Source organism: Bradyrhizobium sp. 147 (genome assembly GCF_023073935.1).
Lineage (GTDB): Bacteria > Pseudomonadota > Alphaproteobacteria > Rhizobiales > Xanthobacteraceae > Bradyrhizobium.
On sequence record NZ_JADPKL010000031.1, the window covers coordinates 1 to 22,727 of the forward strand.

30 protein-coding genes and 1 tRNA gene are annotated in these 22,727 nt (G+C 61.1%); 13 read left to right on the forward strand and 18 right to left on the reverse strand.

What is annotated here, in order from left to right; translation table 11 throughout:
• Positions 1-577 precede the first annotated feature (577 nt).
• From IVA87_RS08755 to IVA87_RS08770, 5 genes are all read left to right on the forward strand, one after another.
• Positions 578-1,168, forward strand: coding sequence for an RNA ligase family protein (locus IVA87_RS08755; RefSeq protein WP_247333334.1), 591 nt, complete (start codon positions 578-580; stop codon positions 1,166-1,168).
• Complete coding sequence (locus IVA87_RS08760; RefSeq protein ID WP_247333335.1) at positions 1,168-1,482, forward strand: hypothetical protein; 315 nt, start codon at positions 1,168-1,170, stop codon at positions 1,480-1,482. The genes IVA87_RS08755 and IVA87_RS08760 overlap by 1 nt, the downstream gene beginning before the upstream one ends.
• Before the next feature lie 2 nt (positions 1,483-1,484).
• On the forward strand, positions 1,485-1,706 hold the full coding sequence (locus IVA87_RS08765; RefSeq protein WP_247333336.1) for a hypothetical protein: 222 nt from the start codon (positions 1,485-1,487) through the stop codon (positions 1,704-1,706).
• Positions 1,703-1,834, forward strand: coding sequence for a hypothetical protein (locus IVA87_RS35115; protein WP_256466462.1), 132 nt, complete (start codon positions 1,703-1,705; stop codon positions 1,832-1,834). Before IVA87_RS08765 ends, IVA87_RS35115 begins: the two co-directional genes overlap by 4 nt.
• Before the next feature lie 557 nt (positions 1,835-2,391).
• Positions 2,392-3,417 (forward strand): P63C domain-containing protein, encoded by a 1,026-nt coding sequence (locus IVA87_RS08770; RefSeq protein ID WP_247333338.1) that lies wholly within the window; start codon positions 2,392-2,394, stop codon positions 3,415-3,417.
• A 41-nt stretch (positions 3,418-3,458) separates the two neighbouring features.
• On the opposite strand, the gene IVA87_RS08775 is transcribed toward IVA87_RS08770, so the two are convergent.
• From IVA87_RS08775 to IVA87_RS08815, 9 genes are all read right to left on the reverse strand, one after another.
• On the reverse strand, positions 3,459-3,617 hold the full coding sequence (locus IVA87_RS08775) for a hypothetical protein (protein WP_247333340.1): 159 nt from the start codon (positions 3,615-3,617) through the stop codon (positions 3,459-3,461).
• A gap of 432 nt (positions 3,618-4,049) precedes the next feature.
• On the reverse strand, positions 4,050-4,244 hold the full coding sequence (locus IVA87_RS08780; RefSeq protein ID WP_247333342.1) for a hypothetical protein: 195 nt from the start codon (positions 4,242-4,244) through the stop codon (positions 4,050-4,052).
• A gap of 953 nt (positions 4,245-5,197) precedes the next feature.
• On the reverse strand, positions 5,198-5,830 hold the full coding sequence (locus IVA87_RS08785; RefSeq protein ID WP_247333344.1) for a hypothetical protein: 633 nt from the start codon (positions 5,828-5,830) through the stop codon (positions 5,198-5,200).
• A complete protein-coding gene (locus IVA87_RS08790; RefSeq protein WP_247333345.1) occupies positions 5,831-7,474 on the reverse strand; it encodes a cadherin repeat domain-containing protein in 1,644 nt (547 codons plus the stop codon). It abuts the gene before it with no gap.
• Between the two features lie 3 nt (positions 7,475-7,477).
• Entirely contained in the window at positions 7,478-7,702 is a 225-nt protein-coding gene (locus IVA87_RS08795; RefSeq protein ID WP_247333346.1) for a cold shock domain-containing protein, read from the reverse strand.
• Positions 7,699-7,959 carry a hypothetical protein gene (locus IVA87_RS08800; RefSeq protein ID WP_247333347.1) on the reverse strand — a complete coding sequence of 87 codons (261 nt, stop codon included), beginning with the start codon at positions 7,957-7,959 and terminating at the stop codon, positions 7,699-7,701. The genes IVA87_RS08795 and IVA87_RS08800 overlap by 4 nt, the downstream gene beginning before the upstream one ends.
• Positions 7,960-7,994: 35 nt before the next feature.
• Entirely contained in the window at positions 7,995-10,103 is a 2,109-nt protein-coding gene (locus tag IVA87_RS08805; RefSeq protein ID WP_247333348.1) for a hypothetical protein, read from the reverse strand.
• A 119-nt stretch (positions 10,104-10,222) separates the two neighbouring features.
• Positions 10,223-11,035 carry a hypothetical protein gene (locus IVA87_RS08810; protein ID WP_247333349.1) on the reverse strand — a complete coding sequence of 271 codons (813 nt, stop codon included), beginning with the start codon at positions 11,033-11,035 and terminating at the stop codon, positions 10,223-10,225.
• A complete protein-coding gene (locus tag IVA87_RS08815) occupies positions 11,032-11,460 on the reverse strand; it encodes a hypothetical protein (RefSeq protein ID WP_247333350.1) in 429 nt (142 codons plus the stop codon). The genes IVA87_RS08810 and IVA87_RS08815 overlap by 4 nt, the downstream gene beginning before the upstream one ends.
• 621 nt (positions 11,461-12,081) lie before the next feature.
• Between IVA87_RS08815 and IVA87_RS08820 the strand changes: the two genes are divergently transcribed.
• Positions 12,082-12,423, forward strand: a complete 342-nt coding sequence (locus IVA87_RS08820) for a hypothetical protein (protein ID WP_247333351.1) — start codon at positions 12,082-12,084, stop codon at positions 12,421-12,423.
• A 76-nt stretch (positions 12,424-12,499) separates the two neighbouring features.
• Here IVA87_RS08820 and IVA87_RS08825 read toward each other — a convergent pair whose 3' ends face one another.
• Positions 12,500-13,501, reverse strand: coding sequence for a bifunctional DNA primase/polymerase (locus IVA87_RS08825; protein ID WP_247333352.1), 1,002 nt, complete (start codon positions 13,499-13,501; stop codon positions 12,500-12,502).
• 880 nt (positions 13,502-14,381) lie between these two features.
• Positions 14,382-14,579: a DNA-binding protein gene (locus IVA87_RS08830; RefSeq protein ID WP_247333353.1), complete on the reverse strand. Its 198-nt coding sequence runs from the start codon at positions 14,577-14,579 to the stop codon at positions 14,382-14,384.
• Between the two features lie 163 nt (positions 14,580-14,742).
• Here IVA87_RS08830 and IVA87_RS08835 point away from each other — a divergent pair, with 163 nt between their 5' ends.
• From IVA87_RS08835 to IVA87_RS08845, 3 genes are all read left to right on the forward strand, one after another.
• Positions 14,743-15,360: a hypothetical protein gene (locus IVA87_RS08835; RefSeq protein WP_247333355.1), complete on the forward strand. Its 618-nt coding sequence runs from the start codon at positions 14,743-14,745 to the stop codon at positions 15,358-15,360.
• Positions 15,357-16,523 carry a site-specific integrase gene (locus tag IVA87_RS08840; RefSeq protein WP_247333357.1) on the forward strand — a complete coding sequence of 389 codons (1,167 nt, stop codon included), beginning with the start codon at positions 15,357-15,359 and terminating at the stop codon, positions 16,521-16,523. Before IVA87_RS08835 ends, IVA87_RS08840 begins: the two co-directional genes overlap by 4 nt.
• Positions 16,524-16,585: 62 nt before the next feature.
• Positions 16,586-16,660, forward strand: a tRNA-Thr gene (locus IVA87_RS08845).
• 18 nt (positions 16,661-16,678) lie between these two features.
• On the opposite strand, the gene IVA87_RS08850 is transcribed toward IVA87_RS08845, so the two are convergent.
• Positions 16,679-17,092 (reverse strand): GFA family protein, encoded by a 414-nt coding sequence (locus IVA87_RS08850; protein ID WP_247298479.1) that lies wholly within the window; start codon positions 17,090-17,092, stop codon positions 16,679-16,681.
• Between the two features lie 31 nt (positions 17,093-17,123).
• Positions 17,124-17,804: a class I SAM-dependent methyltransferase gene (locus IVA87_RS08855; protein ID WP_247333359.1), complete on the reverse strand. Its 681-nt coding sequence runs from the start codon at positions 17,802-17,804 to the stop codon at positions 17,124-17,126.
• 180 nt (positions 17,805-17,984) lie between these two features.
• On the opposite strand from IVA87_RS08855, the gene IVA87_RS08860 reads away from it, so the two are divergent.
• Positions 17,985-18,176, forward strand: coding sequence for a hypothetical protein (locus tag IVA87_RS08860; protein ID WP_247298490.1), 192 nt, complete (start codon positions 17,985-17,987; stop codon positions 18,174-18,176).
• A gap of 3 nt (positions 18,177-18,179) precedes the next feature.
• Here the strand turns inward: IVA87_RS08860 and IVA87_RS08865 are convergent, their stop codons facing one another.
• The gene (locus tag IVA87_RS08865) at positions 18,180-18,344 is read right to left on the reverse strand and encodes a hypothetical protein (protein WP_247298474.1); all 165 of its coding nucleotides are present in this window, start codon (positions 18,342-18,344) and stop codon (positions 18,180-18,182) included.
• A 100-nt stretch (positions 18,345-18,444) separates the two neighbouring features.
• Here IVA87_RS08865 and IVA87_RS08870 point away from each other — a divergent pair, with 100 nt between their 5' ends.
• Positions 18,445-18,807, forward strand: a complete 363-nt coding sequence (locus tag IVA87_RS08870) for a hypothetical protein (protein WP_247333361.1) — start codon at positions 18,445-18,447, stop codon at positions 18,805-18,807.
• A 302-nt stretch (positions 18,808-19,109) separates the two neighbouring features.
• Positions 19,110-19,364 carry a hypothetical protein gene (locus tag IVA87_RS08875; RefSeq protein ID WP_247298468.1) on the forward strand — a complete coding sequence of 85 codons (255 nt, stop codon included), beginning with the start codon at positions 19,110-19,112 and terminating at the stop codon, positions 19,362-19,364.
• Between the two features lie 15 nt (positions 19,365-19,379).
• Here the strand turns inward: IVA87_RS08875 and IVA87_RS35315 are convergent, their stop codons facing one another.
• The 4 genes from IVA87_RS35315 to IVA87_RS08895 form a co-directional block, all read right to left on the reverse strand.
• The gene (locus tag IVA87_RS35315; RefSeq protein ID WP_346657752.1) at positions 19,380-19,622 is read right to left on the reverse strand and encodes a hypothetical protein; all 243 of its coding nucleotides are present in this window, start codon (positions 19,620-19,622) and stop codon (positions 19,380-19,382) included.
• A 251-nt stretch (positions 19,623-19,873) separates the two neighbouring features.
• Positions 19,874-20,581, reverse strand: a complete 708-nt coding sequence (locus tag IVA87_RS08885) for an outer membrane protein (protein WP_247333363.1) — start codon at positions 20,579-20,581, stop codon at positions 19,874-19,876.
• A 285-nt stretch (positions 20,582-20,866) separates the two neighbouring features.
• On the reverse strand, positions 20,867-21,265 hold the full coding sequence (locus IVA87_RS08890) for a hypothetical protein (RefSeq protein WP_247298487.1): 399 nt from the start codon (positions 21,263-21,265) through the stop codon (positions 20,867-20,869).
• Between the two features lie 285 nt (positions 21,266-21,550).
• The gene (locus IVA87_RS08895; protein ID WP_247298465.1) at positions 21,551-21,919 is read right to left on the reverse strand and encodes a hypothetical protein; all 369 of its coding nucleotides are present in this window, start codon (positions 21,917-21,919) and stop codon (positions 21,551-21,553) included.
• A 251-nt stretch (positions 21,920-22,170) separates the two neighbouring features.
• Between IVA87_RS08895 and IVA87_RS08900 the strand changes: the two genes are divergently transcribed.
• Positions 22,171-22,713, forward strand: coding sequence for a tetratricopeptide repeat protein (locus IVA87_RS08900; RefSeq protein ID WP_247333365.1), 543 nt, complete (start codon positions 22,171-22,173; stop codon positions 22,711-22,713).
• Positions 22,714-22,727 lie beyond the last annotated feature (14 nt).

Below are 22,727 nucleotides of genomic sequence, written 5' to 3' on the forward strand. Positions count from 1 at the left end.
GAGTTCGTCGTTCACAACCGTTTCCATTACAAATCGCACAAGCTTGGAGCGGGAGATTCCACGTTCCTTTGCTGCCTTCTGTAGATACTCGACTTCCAAAGGAATAACGATGTTCTTGATGGCCACAACGTGTCCGATGCTCTTTGTTTGCTCTCGTTTCTTGACCAGCAAAGTTGGTGAGAATTGGAAGCACTGTGACAATCGACTAACGTATACACACCCAAGTTCTGCGGGATGCTGCATTGAAAACGGTATGAATTTACGTCACACCAGCAAAGAATAGCTTCGATCATCCAATCTGCGAAAAGATGCTGGATATGCGCGACTGTGCGGCGGATGCGGCAGCCGCGGAGCTGAGGTCAGACCAGATTTTCAGAGATGAAGCATTCCCGCCCCCGCCTGCGGGAGCCTGCGCCGGGACAGTAGACACAAAAGGGCGGCCTCAGCGCTGGGCGCAGCCGAGGCCGCTAGGGTCTGCTCCGGAGCTCTTGGGGACACCGGAGCAGAGACCCCAATTGCCGAAATTGCCACTTGTTCCCGACTCGTAAAAAGCTCCTAAATTCCTTATCTTTCGCCCATGCGTATGGCGTACGACCTCTGCCTGGCGATGGCCGGCAAGCAGGTCCCCTCAGGGCCGGACTGGTTCCATGAAGTAAAGCACGATGGGTACCGAATGCTGGTCATTCGGGAGGACACCCGGGTGCGCCTGCTCTCGCGCAATGGCACCAACTGGACGAAGCGATATCCCTGGATAGCTGAGGCAGCGCTGAAGAACCGGCAGAAGCGCTTCGTGATCGATGGCGAGGCCGTGATCCTCGGGGTGGATGGCATCAGCGATTTCAACGCGCTGCACAGCCGGCAATACGACCATGAGGTGCAGCTTTACGCCTTCGATACCCTCGCGATGGGCGGCGATGACCTGCGCACGCTACCCCTTCACCTGCGGAAAGCAAACCTGCAGCAGCTGTTGGCGCGGCGGCCGGACGGGATCAGTGTGGCCCCCTTCGAGCGAGGCGAGATCGGGCCTGACCTGTTTCAGGCAGCCTGCCGCATGGGCCTGGAAGGTCTGGTCTCTAAGCACCGCGATAGGCCGTACCGTGGCGGTCGGCAGAAGCACTGGATTAAGGTGAAGAACCGGGCGCACCCCGCGATGGAAAGGGAACTGTGATGGCTTACAAGCAAGGCGCTCGCGAGACAATGACGAAGAGATTAGGCGTGACGTGGGTGACTCCTGATCGCGTTCCCGACATCCACACCGGCGAACCGTGGTCCGAGATGGCGGTTGAAGACTTGCAGGCCGCGTGGAAGACGGGTGCCAACCTCGAAGAGTTGAGCACATACCTTTGCCGCGACTGGGAAGACATCACCGAGAAATGCAAGGAGCTTGGTCTTGATCTGATCTATCAGCCGCAGCGCCGTCAGGGCTATCTCCAAAACCGGAAGCGCCAGGAGGAGAAGAAGTCCAGCGCGGGAGGATCGTGAAGATGGCTCGCCTCACCCCCGCCGAGCAGATCGAGCAGAGCTACGACGACACCATGAAGGCGCTGGCCGACTATCTCACGCGCGAGCGCGACGCGGCGACCACCATCAATCGGCTAATCCAGATCCTTGATCGCGACAGCCTCCGCGACGCCATCACGGAGGTCCTGGTTGACGCACGCCTGCATCCAAGACCAAGAGCGGACGTCCCGGAGCGCGAATCATGACCGTTTGGATTCACGATCAGGGCGAGGTTCTGAAGGTCTTTGCGACCGAAGGGGTTGCGCAGGCATGGCTCGACGAGAACGACCCCGAGGGCGTCGCTTTTGAGTACGACGTGATACCGCCAGCGTGAACCTGCACCCGCAGAACAGGCCCCAACTGAGGCGGCCTTACTCTGCTACGTCCTGCACGGGTCGGATTTTCTCGGCGCGGCTAGCGAGGACTTCGTAAGTCTTGGCGACCTTACGGAGGCTCTCCCTCGTCTCTGGAAACTCGCAGTTATCAGCCTTGGTACGAAACTCCTCCGCTCGCATTCGCCAGTACTTCGGCGGTCGTATACGCTCGATGCCCATGGCCAACCTCCCGAATTGGTCCATCCTTTCCCAATCCATTAATGTACATGCCGCCCCGGGTGTTCCGCTGGAACATACACGTCAAAAGTCGCATAGAACAAAACAGGCCACTGCGAAATTCAAACTAAGCCACTAGGGAGGCCAGCGCGGCCGAGGGGTAAGCTCGCTGCAATAGGCCACTCTGCCACGCTTCCGCACGCAAAAGCGCCCCGCCAGCCGCAAGGCCGATGGGGCGTTCTTGTATGTGCAAATCTGCGTCCATGCTTGCAGTCTATGCTTGCACAATTCACCATGCAAGCATATTCTTGCAGAAGTTTCATGCAAGCATGGATTGAATATGGATGAATCTAAAAGGCAGGGCGGCCTTGCCCGGGCGAAGTCTCTTTCACCTGAGGAGCGGAGTGCTATCGCTCGTCGGGCTGCACTTGCCCGGTTCGGTAAAGACCTCCCGAAAGCCGTTGCCGAGGGCGTCCTAAAAATCGGTGACGTCAGTTTGGCGTGTGCCGTTTTGGACGACGCTGAAAACACGCGGGTGTTTTCTCAAGAGGGGTTTTTGACCGCTATCGGTCGCGCCGGAAAGGCTAAGGGCGGAGAAGGCGCTTCGGTCGACGGAAAGCCTGCTTTCTTGCGTGCAAAGAACTTAGAGCCCTTTATTTCCAATGACTTAATAGCGTCGACAACACCGCTGGAATTCGTCCCTTGGAAAAGCCCGGGATACCAGGGCCGGGCCTTTGGGTACAAAGCTTCGCTCCTACCCGGGGTGTGTTGGGTCTACCAAGACGCTCTCGTCGCCGGAAAACTCACAGTAAAGCAGCGGCACATTGGATTGGCCTGTCAGGCACTCCTGAAAGCTCTAACCAATTTCGCGATCGAGGACCTTGTTGATCGAGCTACGGGTTTTGAAGACATCCGCAAGCGCGAAGCGATCTACCGAATTTTGGAAAAGTACGTCAGCGCCGAAAAGCTGACGTGGGTAAAAATGTTCGATACCGAATTCTATCGTCTAGTATTCAGGCTCAACAATTGGTCATTTGACCCCGAAAAAACAGCTCGTCCCAGCGTACTCGGACATTGGACGAACAACATCTATGATCGTGTTGCGCCGGGTCTGCGCCCCACTCTTCATGCGCGGGTGAAGCGCAACGCTGCGGGCAAGCCAACCGAGAAAATGACTCAGTACCTGACGCCAGAAGAAGGAAAGGGTCGCCTAAAGGAGATGCTTGAGGGCATCAAGGCCATAATGAAGGTATCGCGCGATAAGCACGATTTTTGGGAAAAGATGGATATTGCATACCCCAAGCTGGACGGAGACAATTTCCTCCTGCCGTTTGAGGATTTGCCTCGATTGGAAAAGCCAAAATGAAAGAGGCCGCCCACTGAGGCGGCCCGTCCACTGAGGCGGCTTTACTCTTGCGCCGGTTCGCAGCGGAGCGCCGCCTTCTTGGCAAGCGCAGCCTCGATCAATTCAGCTACGCCGTCGAGCGCGATTTGGTCGTTGATACGTGAAGCTATGTATTTGTAGCGCGCAATGCGCAGGTCGATCTCGTCACACTTCTCACACATAGCTCACCGCGATTGTTGAGGGCGGGAGCGTGCAGAACTCTCAGTCACCGATAAAAGCCAAGGACCGGGGCGGCGATGACGAGACCCTAAACTAAATAGTCAGTTCCAGATACAGGAACGAAATTAGGCCACTTCTAAATTCAAAATAAGCCACTGAGGTCGGAAACAGGCCAGCGCCCAACAAACCTTGCGAAAGGATGGGCACGCAAGGGCTGATCCGTCGTCTGAACTGGCAACCGTCTCCCCCGCTCCAAACGCCACCGGCGGGTGACTAGAAGGCCACGGTCGAGCCAAACGTCGCCGCGACATGTCAGCACATATTCACTTTTGCCGCCCTTTTGCTGGTGCGGTCAGCGAGGCGTCATCCTACGCGCCGGTAGCGAGGGGACCATAGTGGCGTCCGCCGAAAAAGACCGCCAACCGAGGCGGCCTTTACTGTCTCTCGATGATCGGTGGCGGGGCGAGATTCTCCGGCGGTGCCGGGTCTTTGACCGCCCTGTGCGCCTTATCGAAGAAGCGGAGCGCCAAGATGTGCATGGCCCGGGCCTTCTCCGGGTCCGGTTCGGCTAACGCCATCCGCGCTGCGATTTCGGCTTGTTTCAAATAGTACTCGGCAGTCGGGACCATATTCCCCCCTCGTTCCACCTCCTCCAGTGGAACGCTAGCGGCTTAAGTCCCAAAGTGAACATTAGTTCCAAGGGCGCCAAGAAAATCGGTGCTACGAGCTAAAGTCGTCTGGGGCGGCCTGCCCCGAGAGCAGCGAGCGCGGATGATCTCGGCGCCGGTGACGCGCTCGCCGGCGGGCCGCTCCTGGATCGACGATAAAGCGCGCGCCGGGTGACGGGCAGCCTGTCTTTCAGACGTTCAAACAGGCTTGCCGCAATAGCCGCGCGAGGCTGCACAGCCTTGCGATTTGCCTTCACACTCTCGTGGAGGGCGGAGAGATCGATCTTATCCAGAGCGTCCAACCAGTCGCTGCCGAACCAAGCTGGGTGAGCGAGCAAGAGATCCGACACGGCAGAGATAACCGGTGCGGTCAGCGCCCGTTCGTTACCTGCGCTCTCCACAATCGACAGCAGAACCTCGCGTAGATGGGACTCGCCCCAGTCTAACAGCAGCCTTTGTAACGTTGCCGCCGCACACGTTTCTAACGCCTTGCCCCCGAGACGACGTTGGGCAGGCGCTACAACGGCGATTCCAAATTCGGAGCAGATTTTGGCAACATCGGACATTGCAGGCATCGGCGTACAACAACTCTGCGTACTGCGGTACAGGATTATGCGCGACCGCAGGTCTAACGATGGCGCGCCCTTGACTGGAAGTCGCCTCGATCAGTGGCGCGTGCCTTCCCTAATTAATGCGTCGGCACAGCTGATTCCGTTCTGCCAAACCCCCACCTAAAACCGTGCTTTTTGATGCGGCGGCTACCTACCTAGCCTGAAGGTCGAGCGGGCCTTCGCAGACCCTGTAAAATAAGGGGTCCAGAGCTGAGAAGGTCCGCCCCCCGGGCGCGGTTACATCCGCCGTCGCCCGGGTTTGATGGCTAGGGCGAAGCCCGCCCCGCCAAATGGTTAAAGGCCTCACATCCAGATCTGCGGCGTCAGGTTGTCGACTGGCGCACCGGCCTGCTGGATCGCGTCGGCAATGGAGCCATTGTTGGTTTCGCCGCCGGTATCGACGCTGAGCGCGCTCTGGGTCGCGCTGACGATCTTGTACTGGACCAGGCAGAAGTCGGTGTTGTCCTGGATCTCCGTCCAGCCGGTGGCCGGCGTTCCATTGCCGGTGTTCAGGCGCGCGCAGTGGATCAGGAAGTCATTGGCGTTGGACGTGGTGATGGATCGCGCGCCGGACGTCCCTGTATTCGGCAGTGCTCCGTTAGTGTCGAACGGCGTGGACGTATCCGCCCCGCTGATGCCCCAGGCCGTGGCCGTGAGGAAGCTGCTGTCCCCCGCACCGAGACTGACCGTGATGGCGTTGTTGAACGCCGCAACTGACGTGGTCCACCACAGCTCGATGATGAACGGGTCTGCGCCGGCCGTTGTGCGTCGCTGCCAGGTGTGTCCCCCGGTGTCGGTAACGCTGTCGACCGGGGTGCCGTTGAGCTGGATCGCGACCAGAACGACGACGTTGCCGCTCGACGTCGTCAGGGTGCCGACGGCGAGCGAGGCGCCGGAGCCGACTGCGTGGACTGAACCGTCTAGTAAGAGAGCCATTTATCCTCCCATGTTGGCGGGCATCAGCTGCCCGGTGTCGAGATTGTAGTTGTCGTGCCAATCCACGATGGGCGGTCCGGTGGGAGCGGCGCCGTAGACCAAACCACTCGTGGAATTGAAATCTATGAAGCTGGCCGTGTCGGAATAGTCGGACCAGTTGTGATGGAAGCTGACGCTGTACGGACGGCCCTGGTTGTACCAGGAGTACCAGTTGCTGCAGCTGCCCTTGACGATGCAGTAGCCGACGTCGGCGGTCTGGATGTTGTCGAGTATCCACCCCTGCGTTGAGCCTCCGACCTGGATCGACGTCACGAATTGCAGCACCACGTTGCGCATGTCCGGATTGTAGATTTGCAGAAAGTCGCCGTGCGTACCCGGCGCCTGGCCGGACTGCTCAAAGAGAGACCACCGGATGGTGATGTCGCCGAGATTGCCGTTTGACTGCTGGATGATGTCCGAATTGACGTGATGGAAATACGAGTACTCAATGGTGAAATTGTTGGCGAACATCTGGAGCAGAACCTCGGCCTGAAGGGCGTTGCTGCCGTCCCTGCCGTCAACGTCGCAGTATCGCAGGACGAGATTGGTGCCGCTGCAGCTGATGACGTCGTACGTCCCGGCTCGCGCCTTGAACTTTGAGTTTGTGACCGTGCAATTGGATCCGGTGACTGCGAGGCGCCAGCCACCACCTTCGGTGAAGTCCCACGCATCAAGCGTCACATCGTTCGCCGTTACATTGAACTGTTGACCCGCAACGTCGCGAGTCACCCCAGAAGGCAGCGCGGCGGTCCGTGGATTTTTGAAGACAGTGCCCGTATTCGGACCTACCCGGTAATCGACGCCGGCCACATGCCACGGCGGCCGTGCGGGATAACCGCCGAAAAAGCTCGGGTACTGGGCGGAGCCCGTTGGCGCATTGGCGAACCCGTCATCAACGCTACCGCCCGTCGTGGCGACAACGCTGACGGTCCCGGTGTTGCTGCCGAGCGCATTGGTCGCCCGAACTGTCAAATTGTACGTCTGCGCCGTCAGGCCCGATGCGCCGGCGGATGTGACGGTGATGAGGCCGGAGTTGTCGATCGCGAAATAGCCGGAGGAGTTGCCCGCGGTGATGGCCCAGCTCGTCGGGGTGCCGCCTGATGCTGACATTGTCCCGACGGCCGTCCCTGCCGCCGCCGGGATCGAGAGGTTGAACGTGGAGTTTCCGACAACAGGTGCGGCGCCGACGGTCACGGTGATCGCCTTCGGCGGGCTCGTGCCGAAACTGTTCGATGCGGTGACCGTCAGATTATAGATGTTGTCGGGCGGCGCCGCCGAGAGACCGGTGCGCATATTACCGCTGGGATAGAGGGCGAAGAAGCCCGAGGGATTCCCGGCGGTGATCGCGTAGGACGTCGGGTTGTTGGTGGCATCGACGTGCCCGATGAGCGCGTCGAAGCCGGGGTTGGTGCCAAGCGTGAATGAGGTCGAGGTGATGACCGGGACGCTTCCCAGCCCGGACCGCCATGACCAGCGTGCGGTTGCCTTGCCGGACAATGGCGTCGTGCCGCTGGAGGCGGCCTTCACCCGGCTGCGAGAGAAGGCCTTGCCGACAAGCGAGATCATGCCAGGAACAGGGAAACGGACGCCGACGCCAAACCGCATTGCCTATGCTCCGTCACCATCTCGATGCGGGGGGAGCAACCGCCCGGCCCGTCGGCGGCCGTCTCGCGTCGGCCAAAGTTCGTACTGGAGGCGCATCCCCAGCTTGGGAATAAGGCCAATCTCTTTGAAAGCCCTCGCGTGAATGAAAATATCGCCGCCGCCGTCATCGGGCTGAATGAAGCCATAGCCCTTCAGGTCGTTGAACAATTTCAAAGTACCGCCGTTCATTTCGTCCTCGACAGGTGTTCGATCTGGTCCAGAAGTCGCTCAAAACGCTCTTCCGTTTCAAGCACGAGGCGCTCTACATCGCCCGAGTCTGGTGCGCTGGCGTCAACATGAACGTTCGCGCGCAACTCCCGCATCAACTCCCTGCGCAAGGCATCGGGCACCGAACGCAATACCAGGCCGAGGGATGTCGACAGCATCACTTCACCAACTAGCTGACGGATTGCTACTCGGTCCAGCCGGTCTTCGAGGGACTTCACGCGGTCCTCGAGCTTTCGTCGTCGTCTCCACATCGTCACAGCGGCGAATTGCCAGCCGAGCCGACGTGCGGCGTTGCCGGCGCCGCGGCGTCGGGGCTGGACTTACCGGTTGAGCCGACGCCGTTGGCGGTATACTGCCCGGCCAGCTTGATCGCGTTCTGAACGTTCTGTACGAGCGCCTCGAAATACTGCGACGGCTTGACTTCGATGATCTGCTTGACTTCGCCGTGCACCTCGGCAGAGCCCGTGAGCTGTGCTTGGACTGTCTTGTCGCCGTTGACCCCGGTGCCGTAGGTCATCGTCTCGCTGACGCCGGGTGCCGTAAAAGAGGGTGATGCCGCGAACTGCCGCTCTCTTTCCCGCCTTAACCTGGTCGCGCTCTCCGCCGATGCGCCTTCGCGGCCCAAGCCCTCCCAGTATTCCTTGCTATGGAACGACTTGCGAGTGTAGTCCGATCCCATCGGATCTAGGTCGCCGACAAAAGGCTTATTCGGGTCGTCCTTGCCGAGACCGAGCCACTTCGGATCGACGCCTCTCGCTTTATCCCAATCAAGCAACTTACCGATGGCGCCGCCAAACATCTTCGCGTCTTTGATGTCGCCGGAAATGCTTTTGGCAGCCTGGTCCGAAAATTCGCCCATCGTCTTGGATATCCAAGAGAAGAACCCAGAAAATTCTCCCTTACCGACGGCGTCGTTCAAACTGGCGATCGACCCGGAAAGCTTGTTCAAGCCGCTCGCCGCCGAGTCCATGACCGGCGCCTGAGTTGCGAGGTTGCGCAACTGCGCGAACACGCCCTCGTAGGCGACGAACGGGTCTTTGCCTGGCAGGTTCGCCGCGGCATCGAGGCCCGGCGCCTTTGCGTATTGCCCAGCCTTGGCCTGATACTGCTCCCGTTGCGTAATCAGCTTGGAGAACACGTCGCCGACGACGCGGTTCGAGAACAGTTTGGAGAGGACTTCCGAGACCTTGACGTTGTCGTTGACGTCGACGCCCTTCTTTTGCAGCGCCGGGATCAGCCTCTCCCACGCCCACTTATCGGGGTCGGTCATTGCAAGGCTGCTGTCGAGGAACTGGCCGTTTTTGTGGCGGAGGCCCCATTCCATCTGGGCCGCCTTCGAGGCCTTGGTGGCGCGGCCGCCGATGTTCTGCGATAGCGCGGAGGCCAGCGCCGTTCCGAGTTGCGGGTCGCCGAGATCGCGCGCTAGACCGGGCGCAGTTGTCATCAGGAAGCGATTGGACAGGATGCCGCCGGCAGCACGGGACTGGCGCGCGAACGTCAGCGCGCCGCCCAGGTCCATGTCGGCACCTTCGACGCCAAGCGCCTTGATGTAGCCGTTGAAGAGCTCCTTGACCTCCTTCGGGTCGATATTTTTTCCGAGCACGTCGAGCGCCGAGAAGAACTTGCGACCCTCCTCTATCGCCTGGTCCTTGCCCTTCAGCGACTGCAGCACCGTGGTGCCCTGCGCGATGGTCTCGCTCAGCTCCAGCGCCTTCTCGGTCGATCGCGTGCTCATCGCGGTGTCGCGGAGCCGCTCGTGCATGGTGGAGGCGTCGACCGATTGATAGCGGCCCGAAATGCGCAGCGCCTCGTCCTTGATGCGCTGACTGTCGGCGTCCGACATTCCGGCCAGATAGTCGCGCGCGGTCTCACGCTGCGATGTCGCAGAAGCCTCGATCGCTGCGCGCCCGATCCGGCTGGCGGCGTAGGCACCGCTGCCAACACCCCCCGCAATCATGCCCCACCGCAGTGCCGCCCTGCCCGCGTTGGCGAAGAACTTCTTGTGCGCCTTGTCGGTCTCGTCGACATTGGCCTTGATCTCGCGCCAGTGGTTGACCGTCTTTGTCTTCCAATCATCTAGCGCACGGAAGTAGTGCGAGGACCGCATCGGCCCGAACGAGCCTGACTTGAGTTGCGCATCGAACGCCGCCATCTCCTTGCGGACGCCCTGCAACTCCTTCTCGGACAGCTTGAGCCGGCGCAATTCCTCTTCGAGGCTGCCGAGGAACTTCGGCGGCTTGACACCCTCCAACGCCTTCGCGTTCTTTTCCAGGCTCTTGAACTTGGACGCGATCTTGTCGAGCGTCGACCCGGTTTTGTCCGAGGCCTGGATAATAGCGGTGGCGACAATCGTCTTGGACATTTAACCAATCGTTTCCTATTGAATTCGTGGCGCCGCGCGGCGTCTGACAACCGCGCGGCGCGGACGCCGGCAGCTTCGAGATGCGTGCCCACCGGCGGCGACTGATTTCGGGGCTCAGGTCAGGCTGCCACGCTCTCCACCGACTCGGCGGGAGCATCGTCGGCAGGGACGAGTTCCAATAGCTCGCGCCGCTCCGCGGGCTTCACTGCCCGACCGCGATCGAAAAGCATTGTCGGACCGTCGAATCGCGGCAGCCGCAGTGCCGCCGACAATGGCTCGAGATGTTGGCGGTCACCAGGCTCGAGGTAACGGACCTGCTTAAAGCGCCTACGAACCACAAACGTCGGATGTCGGTTGACCATGCCGCCGGGAATTTTCCCGCGCCCGTCGGCCGTCTCGATCACGGCGTCCTGATCGTTGACCAACTCGCCACTGCTCTCGAAGACCCACAGGTCGATGACGTCCTCTGCGAGATTCTGTCGGGGAGCTGGGGCGCGATAGCGGGCGATGTGGTCGCCAGAAAGCAGAGGCGCATCGTCGTCACCAAGTTCACGATTGAACAGCTCGACGGCCTCGGCATTGAGCTTTGCCTGCTCGGCCAGCGCCAACAGAACCGCTGCCGCCTGTGCGCCTTCCTCGGCAATGCGGCTGGCGAGCGCCTTCGATTGCTGTTCTAGTTCTACGCGGCGCGCTGCCCTGGCTGCGACGGCGGCATCGGTTTGTTCCTGCTGTAGGTCGGCCTCGAGCCTCTCAACGAGAAGCGCCAGCCGCTCGGCTTCAAGTGCTGCTGCCTCGTGCGATAGGCGCCACTGCGAATATGTTTTCGAGCTTTTGACGGCCTCGGCCTGCTGCTCGTCCGAGGCCGTCAGCGCCGCGGTTGCCGCTGCTAGATCGGCGCGGGCCTGTTCGAGCTGTCGCTGAATCTTTGTCACGTGACGCTCTCGTTTCCATGTGCATCTGATTGCTGATCAAAACTTATCGCAAGCTGCGCGTCCTCCGCCACCGACACCGCGAACTTCGCGGACACCGCGAACGATGCCACGCCAGCCTCGACCAGATCCGCGAACGGATCGAACAAATCCACGTTGACGAACCATTGGCCATCTCGAAACTTCTTGGCCCACTCAGGGTGATCGGCGCAGATTCGCCTAACCGTATGCGGCTCGAACGGAAAGCGCCGAAATGCCCTCGCGGCCAACTCCCATCGGGGGCGTGCTGTCGGCTGATTTCTCCGTGTAGCGGGCGCCGGTTTGACCGGTGCCGTCGGGGTGCGGGCCCGTGACCGCATGGCTTCGAGGGCCAAGATCGCCGCCCGGTGAACCTCGATTGCCGCGGCGATACGCTCGTCGTCGATCATTGCCGCCCCTTCGATGCGAGCTCGAACGTATCTCTGCGGCGCTGAGACGCGCAGCGACGGGCCCGGCCGCATTTTTTTACTTTGCCGGTGGCCACCAGACGCCGGAGCGCTCGGCGCACCGAGACGACCTGCGAGGCGCTGGGAATTTTCCACCCCGGCCTCACCATCGGCCCACCGAAGGAAAAGGCGCAGCCCGCAATTTCCGCGGCGTTCAAATCGCTGCTTCGCTCGAGGACAGCGAGGATGGCCCGCCGCAAACCTTTGGGGCGATATGGAAACCTATTTCTGTGGCGCGGGCCGTACATCAGAAGATCTCGTCCTGACAAGAAAAGCGGCATTTTCAGAATCCGGAATATGCAGAAATGCTGGGCGCGTCCGGCGCGCAGTGGCGAGACCTGCCGAAAGGTACCTTGGAAAATTTGCGCGTATTCGACCGATTACCGGGCCAGCCGTGCCCCGTGGCGCGTTCGATCGCTCTCGACGCGAAGAACACCGGCCTGCGATCGAGCGCTCACCGGCGGCCCTCCCACGATGCCAATTGCTCGCGATTAGGTGGCTTCTGGCGCGGGTTCGGCTCAGATGCGGTGCCGTAGAGCGGATGGGCTGCGGGCTACAGCATCGGTGGCGTATGGCAAGGCATGCTGGCCCCTGTGGGGTGCTGCGGCGAACGATGCCTGGATCAACATTCTCGGCATCACGGATGATGCGAGCTTCGTGAATTTCTTTGCGGGAGATGCCGATGTCGGCGGCGGTAGGCCTAGAGTTTCGCTCTGGAACGCTAGGGAGATTGTCGCCGACGCGGGCAACTTCACCCCGCTCCTGCGCCGCGTCGTACTCGTCGGCGAGACGGCGCTTCGCTCCTGCTTCGATCTCAAGCGCATCTGCATGCGCGCGATAGGCAGCCTTGACCTGGTCGTCGGCTCCCTGTTTCGCCCTATTGAGATGGGGAGGCCTTCTTCCTGAGGTCGCGTACCAGCCAGTTTCTCTCAGAGTGGGGGTAAGGTGTGGAAGAAAGATCGGGGGGGAGGTGTATATATTCTTATTGCTGGCCATTTCTGGACACCCCCCTTCCTGGTTGTTCGAGACTGCAGAGCATTGGCCTATTCGGCTTGAATGAAGCCGGCTCGAGCACTTGGATAATCCCCGACTTGATGAGTCTTGCCCTCGCTGAGGTGAATCGCTGACGGCGCCAACCGCCTCCGGGCATGGAGGCGTGCATTTCGTTGGCAAGGTAGAAGGGGCGGCCCCAATGGTGCCGGCGTAGAAACATGAGCAAGGCAAAGCCGTCGGGGTCCGACATCATCAGGCTATCAATCAGCCCGTGGTCGACCGTCGTGAACTGGCCAAATCCCCACCGATTTTCGCCGCGTTCTGTCTTGCGCCACCAATGCTTACACTTGGCGACGACCTCTGCGTCGGTCAAAGGAACAGGCATCATCTCGTTGATCTCCCGGGCATGGCCGAGCAAGGCCTCGTGGCTCGTCGCCTGGTGCGCGTAACGTTTGATGTATCGCCAGAACTTCTCGTCACGTTCACCCACGCGGAGCGACCGCGGATCAAAGCCTGGACCGGCCGTGGTTGTTGGTTGGGCGGGCCGCATGGGCTGGAGTGCTGCGAGATCGTCCAGGCGGCCATGGATGATTTCATAGGTGCCGCGGAAGCCGCGTGACGGCGGCAGCACGATCGGGCCATCGCCGATGATGTCGACCGGCCTGCGCGGATCGGGGCGGATCTTCCGGCCCTCGCCATTGTGCGAATAGTAGGCGTGGAAGCCGCCCGACCCCGTCCTGACGACAAACTTGGCGGTGCCAAACTGGCGCTGTGTGTCGTCAAGCAGTCGTTCGCCGGCTGGACCGCGCTCGTCAATGTCGACGATGGCAAGGCGATTGCGCGCGCCAGCCATTGCAGCAACCCCTGGTGCATCGGGGAAGCGCAGCGCGATCTGACGACTTGCCTGTAAGCCCATGCGTTTGTAGTGCGACACCAGCGGACCGCGCTTGGTCTCTTGGGTCGCGTCAAACGGAAAGGTGGCGATATTCATTGCGGCGTATCGCGGCTGCGCGACCGCAAATATTCCGGCCATCGTTGGCCCTCATCGCGTGAGGGCATCGAACGCTTGCCTGCCAGGCTCGTGACTGGCATAATGCGGTTATCCAAGATTGCTTCGATACCCAATTCCAACGTCTGCCAGTTTGCCGCTGGTGGGCGTTGCTCGTTGTACATTGCGGACCCGGTTCCGCGGTTCATGGGTCGTTTCGGAGACTAAGCTCCAAGTATCTGGTGTTTCGCCGCAGCCACGCGGCCCGCGCGACCTCATGTGCGGCGGCCACTCGCTGGACTATCGACAGGTGGTGCATCACGGCGCGTCGACCTCGGCGACGAAGCATCGAACGCCGTCAGAGCTAGTGATCTCGTGCCACTCGGTATTCTCGAAGTGGCCGTTCGCCTCAATCTCAGCCCGCTCGTCCTCGAGCCGGTGACGTCTATTCAACCTCCTGTCGAGTTCGATGGCGGATCCCACGGTCGCCAAACGCAGTTGCTCTGGGGACGTCGGCGGACCAGCCACGATGCGCCACGGTCGGTCGGCTTTGGCGCGCTCGGGAACCCCTATATTTGTAGAGTTCCCGTGGCCCCTGTTGACGTGGTGCGGTGTCTGGTACCGGCCCAGGGTTGAATGCCGTTTCAGTGCCCTAAAGTCGGCCGCACATTTGCGCCGACCACATAGCCGCTGTTGCGCCGTCTTCCGCACCATTGGCTGTTCGCAGGCGAAGCAGCGAGTTCTGTAAAAGTTGCGGTGGCATCCGGAGCAGCAAAAGGCTGAGCGCGGGTTCTCCACGGGAGCGGAAAGCTTCACGCTGCAGCGGCGGCACCGTGTCCTGGTTGCATTAGTTGCGGGCTTCGGTGTCTCGACCAGCATGCGACTACGCCGGATCCAGCCCGAGCTGGCGCCGCAGTATCGCTGTCGGCACCTTCAGCCGGCCGCCGACCTTGATCGTCGGGATGTCGCCCTTTTGAGCGGCGGCATAGGACGCGTTCCGGCTCAGGTCGTAACAAATGCGGCCAACATCCGGCACATCGGCCGTGGGAGCTGAAAGCAAGTTCCGCAGCTCTTCATTCATAGCTTGCCTCCCGCAGGCACAGACATCCTGTGGCAATGGTCTTCCATCAGCTCTCTCCGTTTTTAATGACGACAAATCACGTCACTATATAAAACGCACCAAAAAGCGTTGTCAATATTCCTGACGTGATATAACGTCACTAATTATCAGGAGGTGGGACATCATGAAGGCAGCGAAAAAAGAGAAGAGGCCCGGCCGCGGACGAAAACCGAAGTTCGGCGCTGATCGGACCAGGGGGTCACTGACAATCAGGCTGCGAGACAGGGTCCGGGACGACCTAGAAAAGGCTGCAGAAGCAGCTGGCCGATCATTGTCGGAAGAGGTCGAGCACCGCTTGGAGTTAATGCTGAACCGGCGCGACGAGCTCACTTACGAATTAGGCCACGATGTCTTGGCAATCGCCAAAGCCGCGGGTCAAACACTTTGGCACATCGAACGATGGTCGGGAAAACGATGGATCGAGGACGAGGAAACCTTCGCCCTATTCACGCAGGCGACAGCCGAGGTGATCAGAAATTATCGAGATGTCGTCCGCCTCGAACGGCGTGACACGCCACACGGCGATTTCGAAGGTAAATCACCAACCGAATTGGCAAAGATGTTTGCAAGTTTGGCCGGCATTGCACCGCCTCGCCCGCTCAAACAGTCGGAATTCAATCCCGAGGTCGAGTATGCGAGACAGAGGACGTCCCTGGACTCGTGGCTTTCGACAATCGAGAAGCATGGATCGCGGCCAATTGAGTCAGGAGGGGGCGAGATTCTCAAGGGGGGTTCGAAATGAAGCGATCCCACGGCGAAGGCAGCATTCAGAAGCGCGGCGAAAATTCCTGGCGGCTGCGTTATTACGTCGGCGACGTCAGGCACTCGCTCACCTTCCGCGGCACGCGAAAAGAGGCGGCAGACAAACTTCGCGGTCTCCTGGCGGATGCAGGCAAAGGCGTGCACGTCGCGCCTGACAAGAAGACAGTGTCGCAGTGGGTCGACGATTGGATTGCGCTCAAAACGGCAGAACGCCAGCATAAGACGGTGGCGCGCTATGAGGACTTGCTAAAAAAGCATGTGCTACCGAGATTGGGCGAGCGGCCGCTGCAGCAGATAAAGCCGATCGAGATCCAAAAGCTGTATGCCGAGATGACTGCGCTGGCGCCTCGCACCCGACATCACGTCGCCACCGTGCTCAAGGCTTGCCTGCAAGCGGCCGTCGACATCGGCAAGCTCCTACAGGTTAGCCCGGCGGCCGCGATCAAGAAACCGTCGGCCGGCGACTCCGACATCGGCCAAGCGCTCGAACAAGAGAAAATCACGGCATTGGTTGAGGGCTTTCGCGGGTCGACGCTTTTCGATTTTACGTTCTTGATGGCGTTCACCGGCATGCGCCGCGGTGAAGCGCTGGCGCTGCGCTGGTCCAACTTCAATCCGACCGCAAAGACACTGCGCATTGAGCGCGCCTTGGAATACACAAAGAAGCACGGGCTTCAGTTCAAGGAGCCGAAGTCGGAGCGCGGCAAGCGCACGATCGTACTCGACGACACTCTCGTCGCGCTGCTGCTCGGGATGCGGGCGCGCTATCAGCGGTTAGTCGCTGGTGCACCCGACGGCATCGAGGTTGACCTTAGCCTTGTCCGCATCCCGGATGACTGGCTGGTGTTCCCAAGCCCTGACGGCCAGCCGAACGTGGCCCGCCATCCCGACAGTGTCACCAAGCAATTCACGAACCGCGCCGCGAAGATCCTCGGATTCTCAATCCGCCTTCACGATCTACGGGTATCACATGGAACCTGGTTGCTTGATCAGGGGACGCCAGTGCATGTGGTCGCAAAAAGGCTCGGTCACGACCCTAGCGTTTTGCTCAAGGTCTACGCTAAGAGAACCCAAAAGGGCGACGAGTCGGCAGCCGAGAAGATCGGCCTTCTGACGAGGGGCTTGAACATTGGGCCAACTTAGGACCAATGTTGCCAAAACGTTCGGTCTAGAATAGCGACAAACTCTTGATACACCAAAGTTTCGCCGGCTTAGCTCAGCGGTAGAGCAGCGGTTTTGTAAACCGAAGGTCGGGGGTTCAATCCCCTCAGCCGGCACCAGCTTTGAACATGTGGCTTTCAGCTCGAATTGTTCGGCGCGCTGCTTTGCTGGAAGTGCTCGGCGTCAGCGATCTTCACCCACATATGCTTCGACTGCTCGAACACTGATCTGACCGGAGCCGGGTAGTTCGGATCCGCGATCGCACCGACGGCAACGGCGATCATCGCGGGTAGATTGTCGGCCTTCCAATAGACCGTCGAACCGCAGTCGGCACAGAAATAGCTGCGGACCTTGCCACCGCTTGCGGCGGCGCGGACGAACTCCTTCGGCGTCCCTGAGAACGTGACGGCATCAGCTGGATAGAAGGTACCGACGCCGAACGGGGCTCCTGTTCGGCGCTGGCAATCGGTGCAGTGACAGGCAACGACGAGACTCGATGGCCCTGGAAGAGAGAGCGCAAGCGCGCCGCAACTGCATCTGGCATCGATCAACGGAACACTCGTCCGATCTGTCACACCTTTCTCAGCGGCCACCGCCGAACACCTCATCCAGCCGCCAGAGACCGAGGCTCTTGTCGCGCCAGCCGCCACCGCCCTCCTCGCAACGCTCGTTAATCAGCGCGTGCGGCGCCGGCCAGTCGAACGGCGGCTTCTCCATGTTCAGCGCCCGCCAGTCGCCATCCTCGCAATCGCGATTTGCATCCCATTCCGGAAAGGTGGTGGCGAGCAGGAAGCGCGCGCCGCTCATCTGAAATTGCGCGAGGGCGCGATCGATATTCGCAAAGCTCAGATGCACCAGACAGTCCCGGCACAGAATGACATCCGCACGCGGCAGTGCATCGCGCGTGATGTCGGCAACGAGAAACCGGCCCGACGACCGGCGGTTGGCCTCGATCAGCGACGGCACGATGTCGATGCCGGTGTAATCGACATCGAGCGTCATGCGGCCGATCCAGCCGGCATCGCCGCAGGGCGCATCGAGCAGCGAGCGGGCACCGAGGCGTTGCAGCAGTGGAGGAAGCCCCTCCCGGATCGCGGCGGTCGCGGGGTCCTCAGAGCCGAGGCCGGAGACGGAAGTTGGCGCGCCCCAAAGGTTGGTCCGCTCGATGCGCTCGAACCGAGCAGCGAGATCGAGGCCCTCGAACTTCTCGCGTTCGGCGTGGAAACGTTGGTGGGCGAGCACGGGAGGACGATTGGCGGTCATCGGGCGAGCCTCTAGCCAAGTCGGAAGCCCAGTGTACAAGCGATTCGAGCCTCCGGAAGCGTCATCCGATCTGATCGTCAGCGTTGGGCAGAGTCGGAGACGCCTGATCCGCCCGGACCGGAACCAAAGCCATGCGTCGCTCGTTCTCGCCCCATGCGGATCAGGGAAGAAAACCGAAACATATTTTTGCTGGTGACGGTGACGCTGTGCTGTGGCGTCGTGGCCGGCACAGTTGCGCTGTTCGAACCGGCGCCCGCACCGACTCCGGCAAAGCAGGTGGCCGAGCGGATGGCGATCGACGCCACCGCTCAGATACCGGTTCGGGTGGTCGGCGCACCGTTCGAGCCCAACGTCAATCCGCGCCAGCGATAGCCATCACCCCGGCGACGCCTCCGTGCCCTTCTCGGGCCGGCGATGGGCACGCGCCAATTCCTCGACCAACGCGATCACCTCCGCCCGCTTGTCGGGCGGCAGCGACAGGAACGCGCGGACGAGCCTCAAGCCCTCCGCTTCGTCCACCCGTTCGTCTTCGTCATTCATCCGACCAATGTCGGGCGATCGGGAAAAATATGCAATCCCTTTCAAACCACTTGATTCGGCGCGGCCGCTTTGCTGGAATGGGACGCGGCAGAGGTGGATCATGAAGTGGATCAGGGAACGCGACGCACTGATCGCGCAGACACTGGCCTTCGTTCAATCGGTGACGGGCAAAAAGGTTGATTTCCTTCAGCCGGCCGCGCTGTCGGATTCGCCGGCGGCGACCATCGAGACTGCCCCGGTCGAGATCGGGCCGCGCCAGCCCGCTCCGCAGGCTCAGTTCGTCAAGCTCCCGCCGGCACGGACAAGCGGCGATTTCCGCAGCGAGATGCAGGCCCGGATCGCCAATTTCCGCAAGCATCAGGAGCGGTTCGCGCGCGAGCGCGAGGAGTATTGCGCGGCCACCCTGAGCAAATTGCGCGCCGCCATGAGCGACGCCTCGCCCCGTCCACCGGCCGAAAAGTAGGGCCGGCGCTCCAATCGGGGGCTTACAGCCAGGACCACACCAGCCAGAGATTGGCCGCGCAGGCGCCAAACAGCGCCAACGTCAGGGGCAGGAGCATGTGCCCGCAGGAGGTTTTCAGGTCGCTCGTCATGGCCGAAAACATCTGCTGATTCCAGCCGGAGAGTCCCAGGGATTCTTTTTTTAGGGATTCAGGACTCGTTTACGACTCAGGATACGACTGCCCGATCACGGCGCCGTGATCGACCAGCCGACGGAACCCCTTCCGCGCAAATTCGTTAACGGGCTTTCCTGGAGCGGGAAGAATGCCCTACGCCCTGTTCTGCAACGACGCCCAGATCAGCAAGGCCTATCCGAGCGAGTCCGACGTCTGGAAACTCGCGCAGCGAAGTGGTCTCGTTGTGGACGTGATCGCGGACGACGAGCAGCCGGGACCGCGCCGGGTGCTCGACAATGACTACGAGATCGCGCCCTGCCAGGCTGCCCAGGGCGAGGACCCCGCCAAAAACAAAGCTGAGGCCGAGCAGCAGTCGAAGATGGAGCTCGAGCTGAACACTTGAGGTCCGGAGCGAGGCTCAGGGCGTCGCGGTCGCGAGAGACGCCTGCTCGCCGGCCAGGGCCACGCAGGCCTTCCGGCGATGCAGCCCGCGGATCGCGCCGGTGACCTTCAGCACCTTGCCCGACGGACAGGAAGCGTCCTTGACGAAGGCCACCTCATAAGGGGCCAGCATCAGAGGCTCGGATTTGAGGATTGTCTGTGCAGAGCAGGGCAAGCAGATGACGCACGAGAGCACCCCTGCCGACACCAAGATACGCATGTCCGTCGTCTCACCAGCCCGTAATTCTCATATAACGCGTTCCGGAGCGCGAGTTCCGTAAGCGGCAAAAATTATTTTTGCTTTACCCCCGGGCCATGACGCGCGTGAGAAGACGCGCGCCGGAATGTTTGCTTGCAACGATGCGCCAGATGGTTGACTCAAAGCAAACAACAGGCCGGCGAGCAACAGGCGGGCAAACGAAAGGCCGGCGGGAAAGCCGGCCTTTGTCAGATCGCGGTCGTTGGCAGAGGTCAGTAGCGCGAGGCCAACGGGCCGCCCCAGCCGAACCGGTAGTTCACGCCGACCTTGACGGTATGTTCATCCTCCCGGCCGCGGACGCCGACGATATCGGCTGGGCCGGAGGTGAAGGTGGTGCTGCCAAAGTTGTAATACTGATACTCGGCCTTGGCGGACCAGCTCGGCGCGAACATGTATTCGAGGCCGGCGCCGACGGTGTAGCCGTCCTTGCTGTTGCCGGTGGTGGTGAAGGTCTGCGGCACCCCGGCGATGTTCACGCCAAGGCCGTTATTGCGCCAGGCATAACCGCCCTTGGCGTAGAGCAGCGTCGGTCCCCAGGTGTAGCCGATGCGACCGGTCACCGACCCAAGTTGGTCGGTGTTGGACGTCACCTGCGTGCCCAGCGGGAAAGTGACGCCGTTGTTGTTGGTCGGCAGCCAGGAATACTGGGCCTCGATACCCACCACCCAATTGGGCGCGAACTGGTAGTCGAAGCCGCCCTGCACGCCGCCGAGGAAGCGGGCATCGCTCGACTGGAAGCCATTGTCACCGGCAAAGGCGCCGCCGACATGGCCGCCGATGTAGAAACCTGTCCAGTTGTAGATCACCTGTGGCGGCGTATAGGCCGGTGCCTTGGTGTAAGGGCGCGGCTGCATGTCGGCTGCAGCGGCCGGCGCGGCCAGCGCCAGCAGCGCGACTGCACCGAGCAAAATCGTCTTCATGATCATCCCCGTTCTCTCAAATTCGACCCTCAGCAAACAACGTGGCGTGAATTTGGTTGCTTCGCGGCGGTGCCGGAACGTTGATCGTTCGCTACTGTGACGGGTTGGCAACAACGCGATTTTGTTCCGTTACGTCGCCTTGCGCCGGCCGTTCTCGTCGTCGGCGCAGGGCCAGCCGTAACGATTTGTCGCGAGACGAAACCGCCCGTTCAAAGCTCGCCAAGATGTGATCAGCGGCTCCGGCGCGGTCTGTCCTACCACAAGGCGATGAAGGCGGGCTTTGCGCTACCGCGTCATCTTTTCCAGTTCCGGAAAGGGTGCGTAAACCGCACCGGCACAGAGCTCGCTCGTCCGATCATCGATGACGCGGTCGCTCCGCCCGTTGACGAATATCACGGCGCGCTCGCGCATGCCCTTGTAGCTGCCATCGGTCTCGCGCGGGGTGAAATGCAGGCAGCTCACGTAGAACTGGCGCCCGCCAACTTCGCGCAGCACCGGATCGGCCATGCTGGCGTCGTGCACCCCGACCGGGTTGTTCAGATAGCTGCGCATCAAGGCCAGCGTGTCGCTGCGGAAATTGTCGGGAAACGGCTGCGGCCCTCCGGCCTGGGTCCCGCCTATCAGCGTTGGACGGTCACCGTCGCTGCCGAAGCATGCCGCAAGCGTCAACGGCAACGCCATGATCACTGCATATCTCGCCAATCGCCCCACAGGCCCCGCTCTCCGCTCGATCAGACTCGGAGATGTTCTAGCCCCAAGCTTCCACGAACCCAAGCCTGCATGATCTCAGCCTGCATGATCTAAACCTGCAGGGCTGCACGAAGGGATTCGCTTGCAACGGCGCAAACGGCGCGCCGGCCCGCCGCCGACACCTCGGGCTTTCGCACGAGGCATGGCGAACGGACCGGGCCTGAACTCCGCACGCGGCGGCGGGGCAATGCCAGGGATGCCGCCGCGCGGGATCAGTGGTCAGTTGCGCTTGTCCGATGTCGCCGGCTTGGTCACGTCCGGCTGCGCCTTCAGCGATTCCTTGGCCGTGACCTGCTTGTGGTGATGGCGATGCTTGCGCACGGACTTGTGCTCGTCGGGCGTGGCGGCGGCGTTGGCGTTCATCGCGTTCGACTTGGTGTCCACCTTGGCATTCGCCTTGACGTCGGAAGCCTTCGTGTCGGGCTTGACGCCCGCATCCGATTTCACGGCAGTATTCGCCGCCTTGGTCTGGCTCTGGTCCGCCTTGATCACCGGCGCGGTCGTGGTGGTCTTGCCGGCCTCGGCGGCGAAAGCCGGGGCTGCGATCACGGAGGCTGCGAGCAAGGCTGCGGAAATGGTCTTCAACATGGTTGGTCTCCTCTGGGAAGGATCTCGAGGCGGCGCCCTCTCGTCACCCCTTCGATCGTAAGTCCGAGCCTAGAGAGCAGCCACTGAACCCAGTCTGAAGCCCATGGCGGGCTCCCGTTCATCTCAATGACAAGTTTGTCATCTGCGCCGGGACGAATAGATCGTGCGAAGCGGGAATGTTTTTGCCCCATGGGTGTTCCGGTCTTCAGGCAATCGTGTAGGATCGCCACGTTTCATACGGGAGAACATCAATGCGCAGACTCTCAACGCTTCTGGTGCCGGGACTGGTCTCGATGGCGCTGGCGGCCGGGCCGATGCTGACCAGCGCCTATGCCGCCGGCAGCGATGAACCTTCGCCGCCGCCGAAGTCGGACACTTCGACCAAGAAGGGCAAGAAGAAGAGCTCATCCGTCAGCGATCCCAAATTCGTGGCGGCCTATCGCGCCGCCTACGCTGCGATCTACGACCGTCACGACTACACCGGCGCAATCGACCAGCTGAAGTCGCTCAAGCGCGACGAGGTCGCTGATGTCGCCAACCTGATCGGCTACTCCTATCGCAAGCTCGGCGATTACCAGTCGTCAAAGGCCTATTACGAGCTGGCGCTGAAGGACGATCCGAACCACGTCCGCACTTGGCAGTATTACGGCCTCTGGCAGCTCGAGCAGGGGAACCGCGAACAAGCGCAGTACCACCTGGACAAGATCGCCTCGCTCGCCGGCACCGACAGCTCCGAATATCGCTCGCTCGCCGCCGCGCTCGACAGGCCTACCGGCGCGACGCTGGTCTACTGAGACATCACTATTTG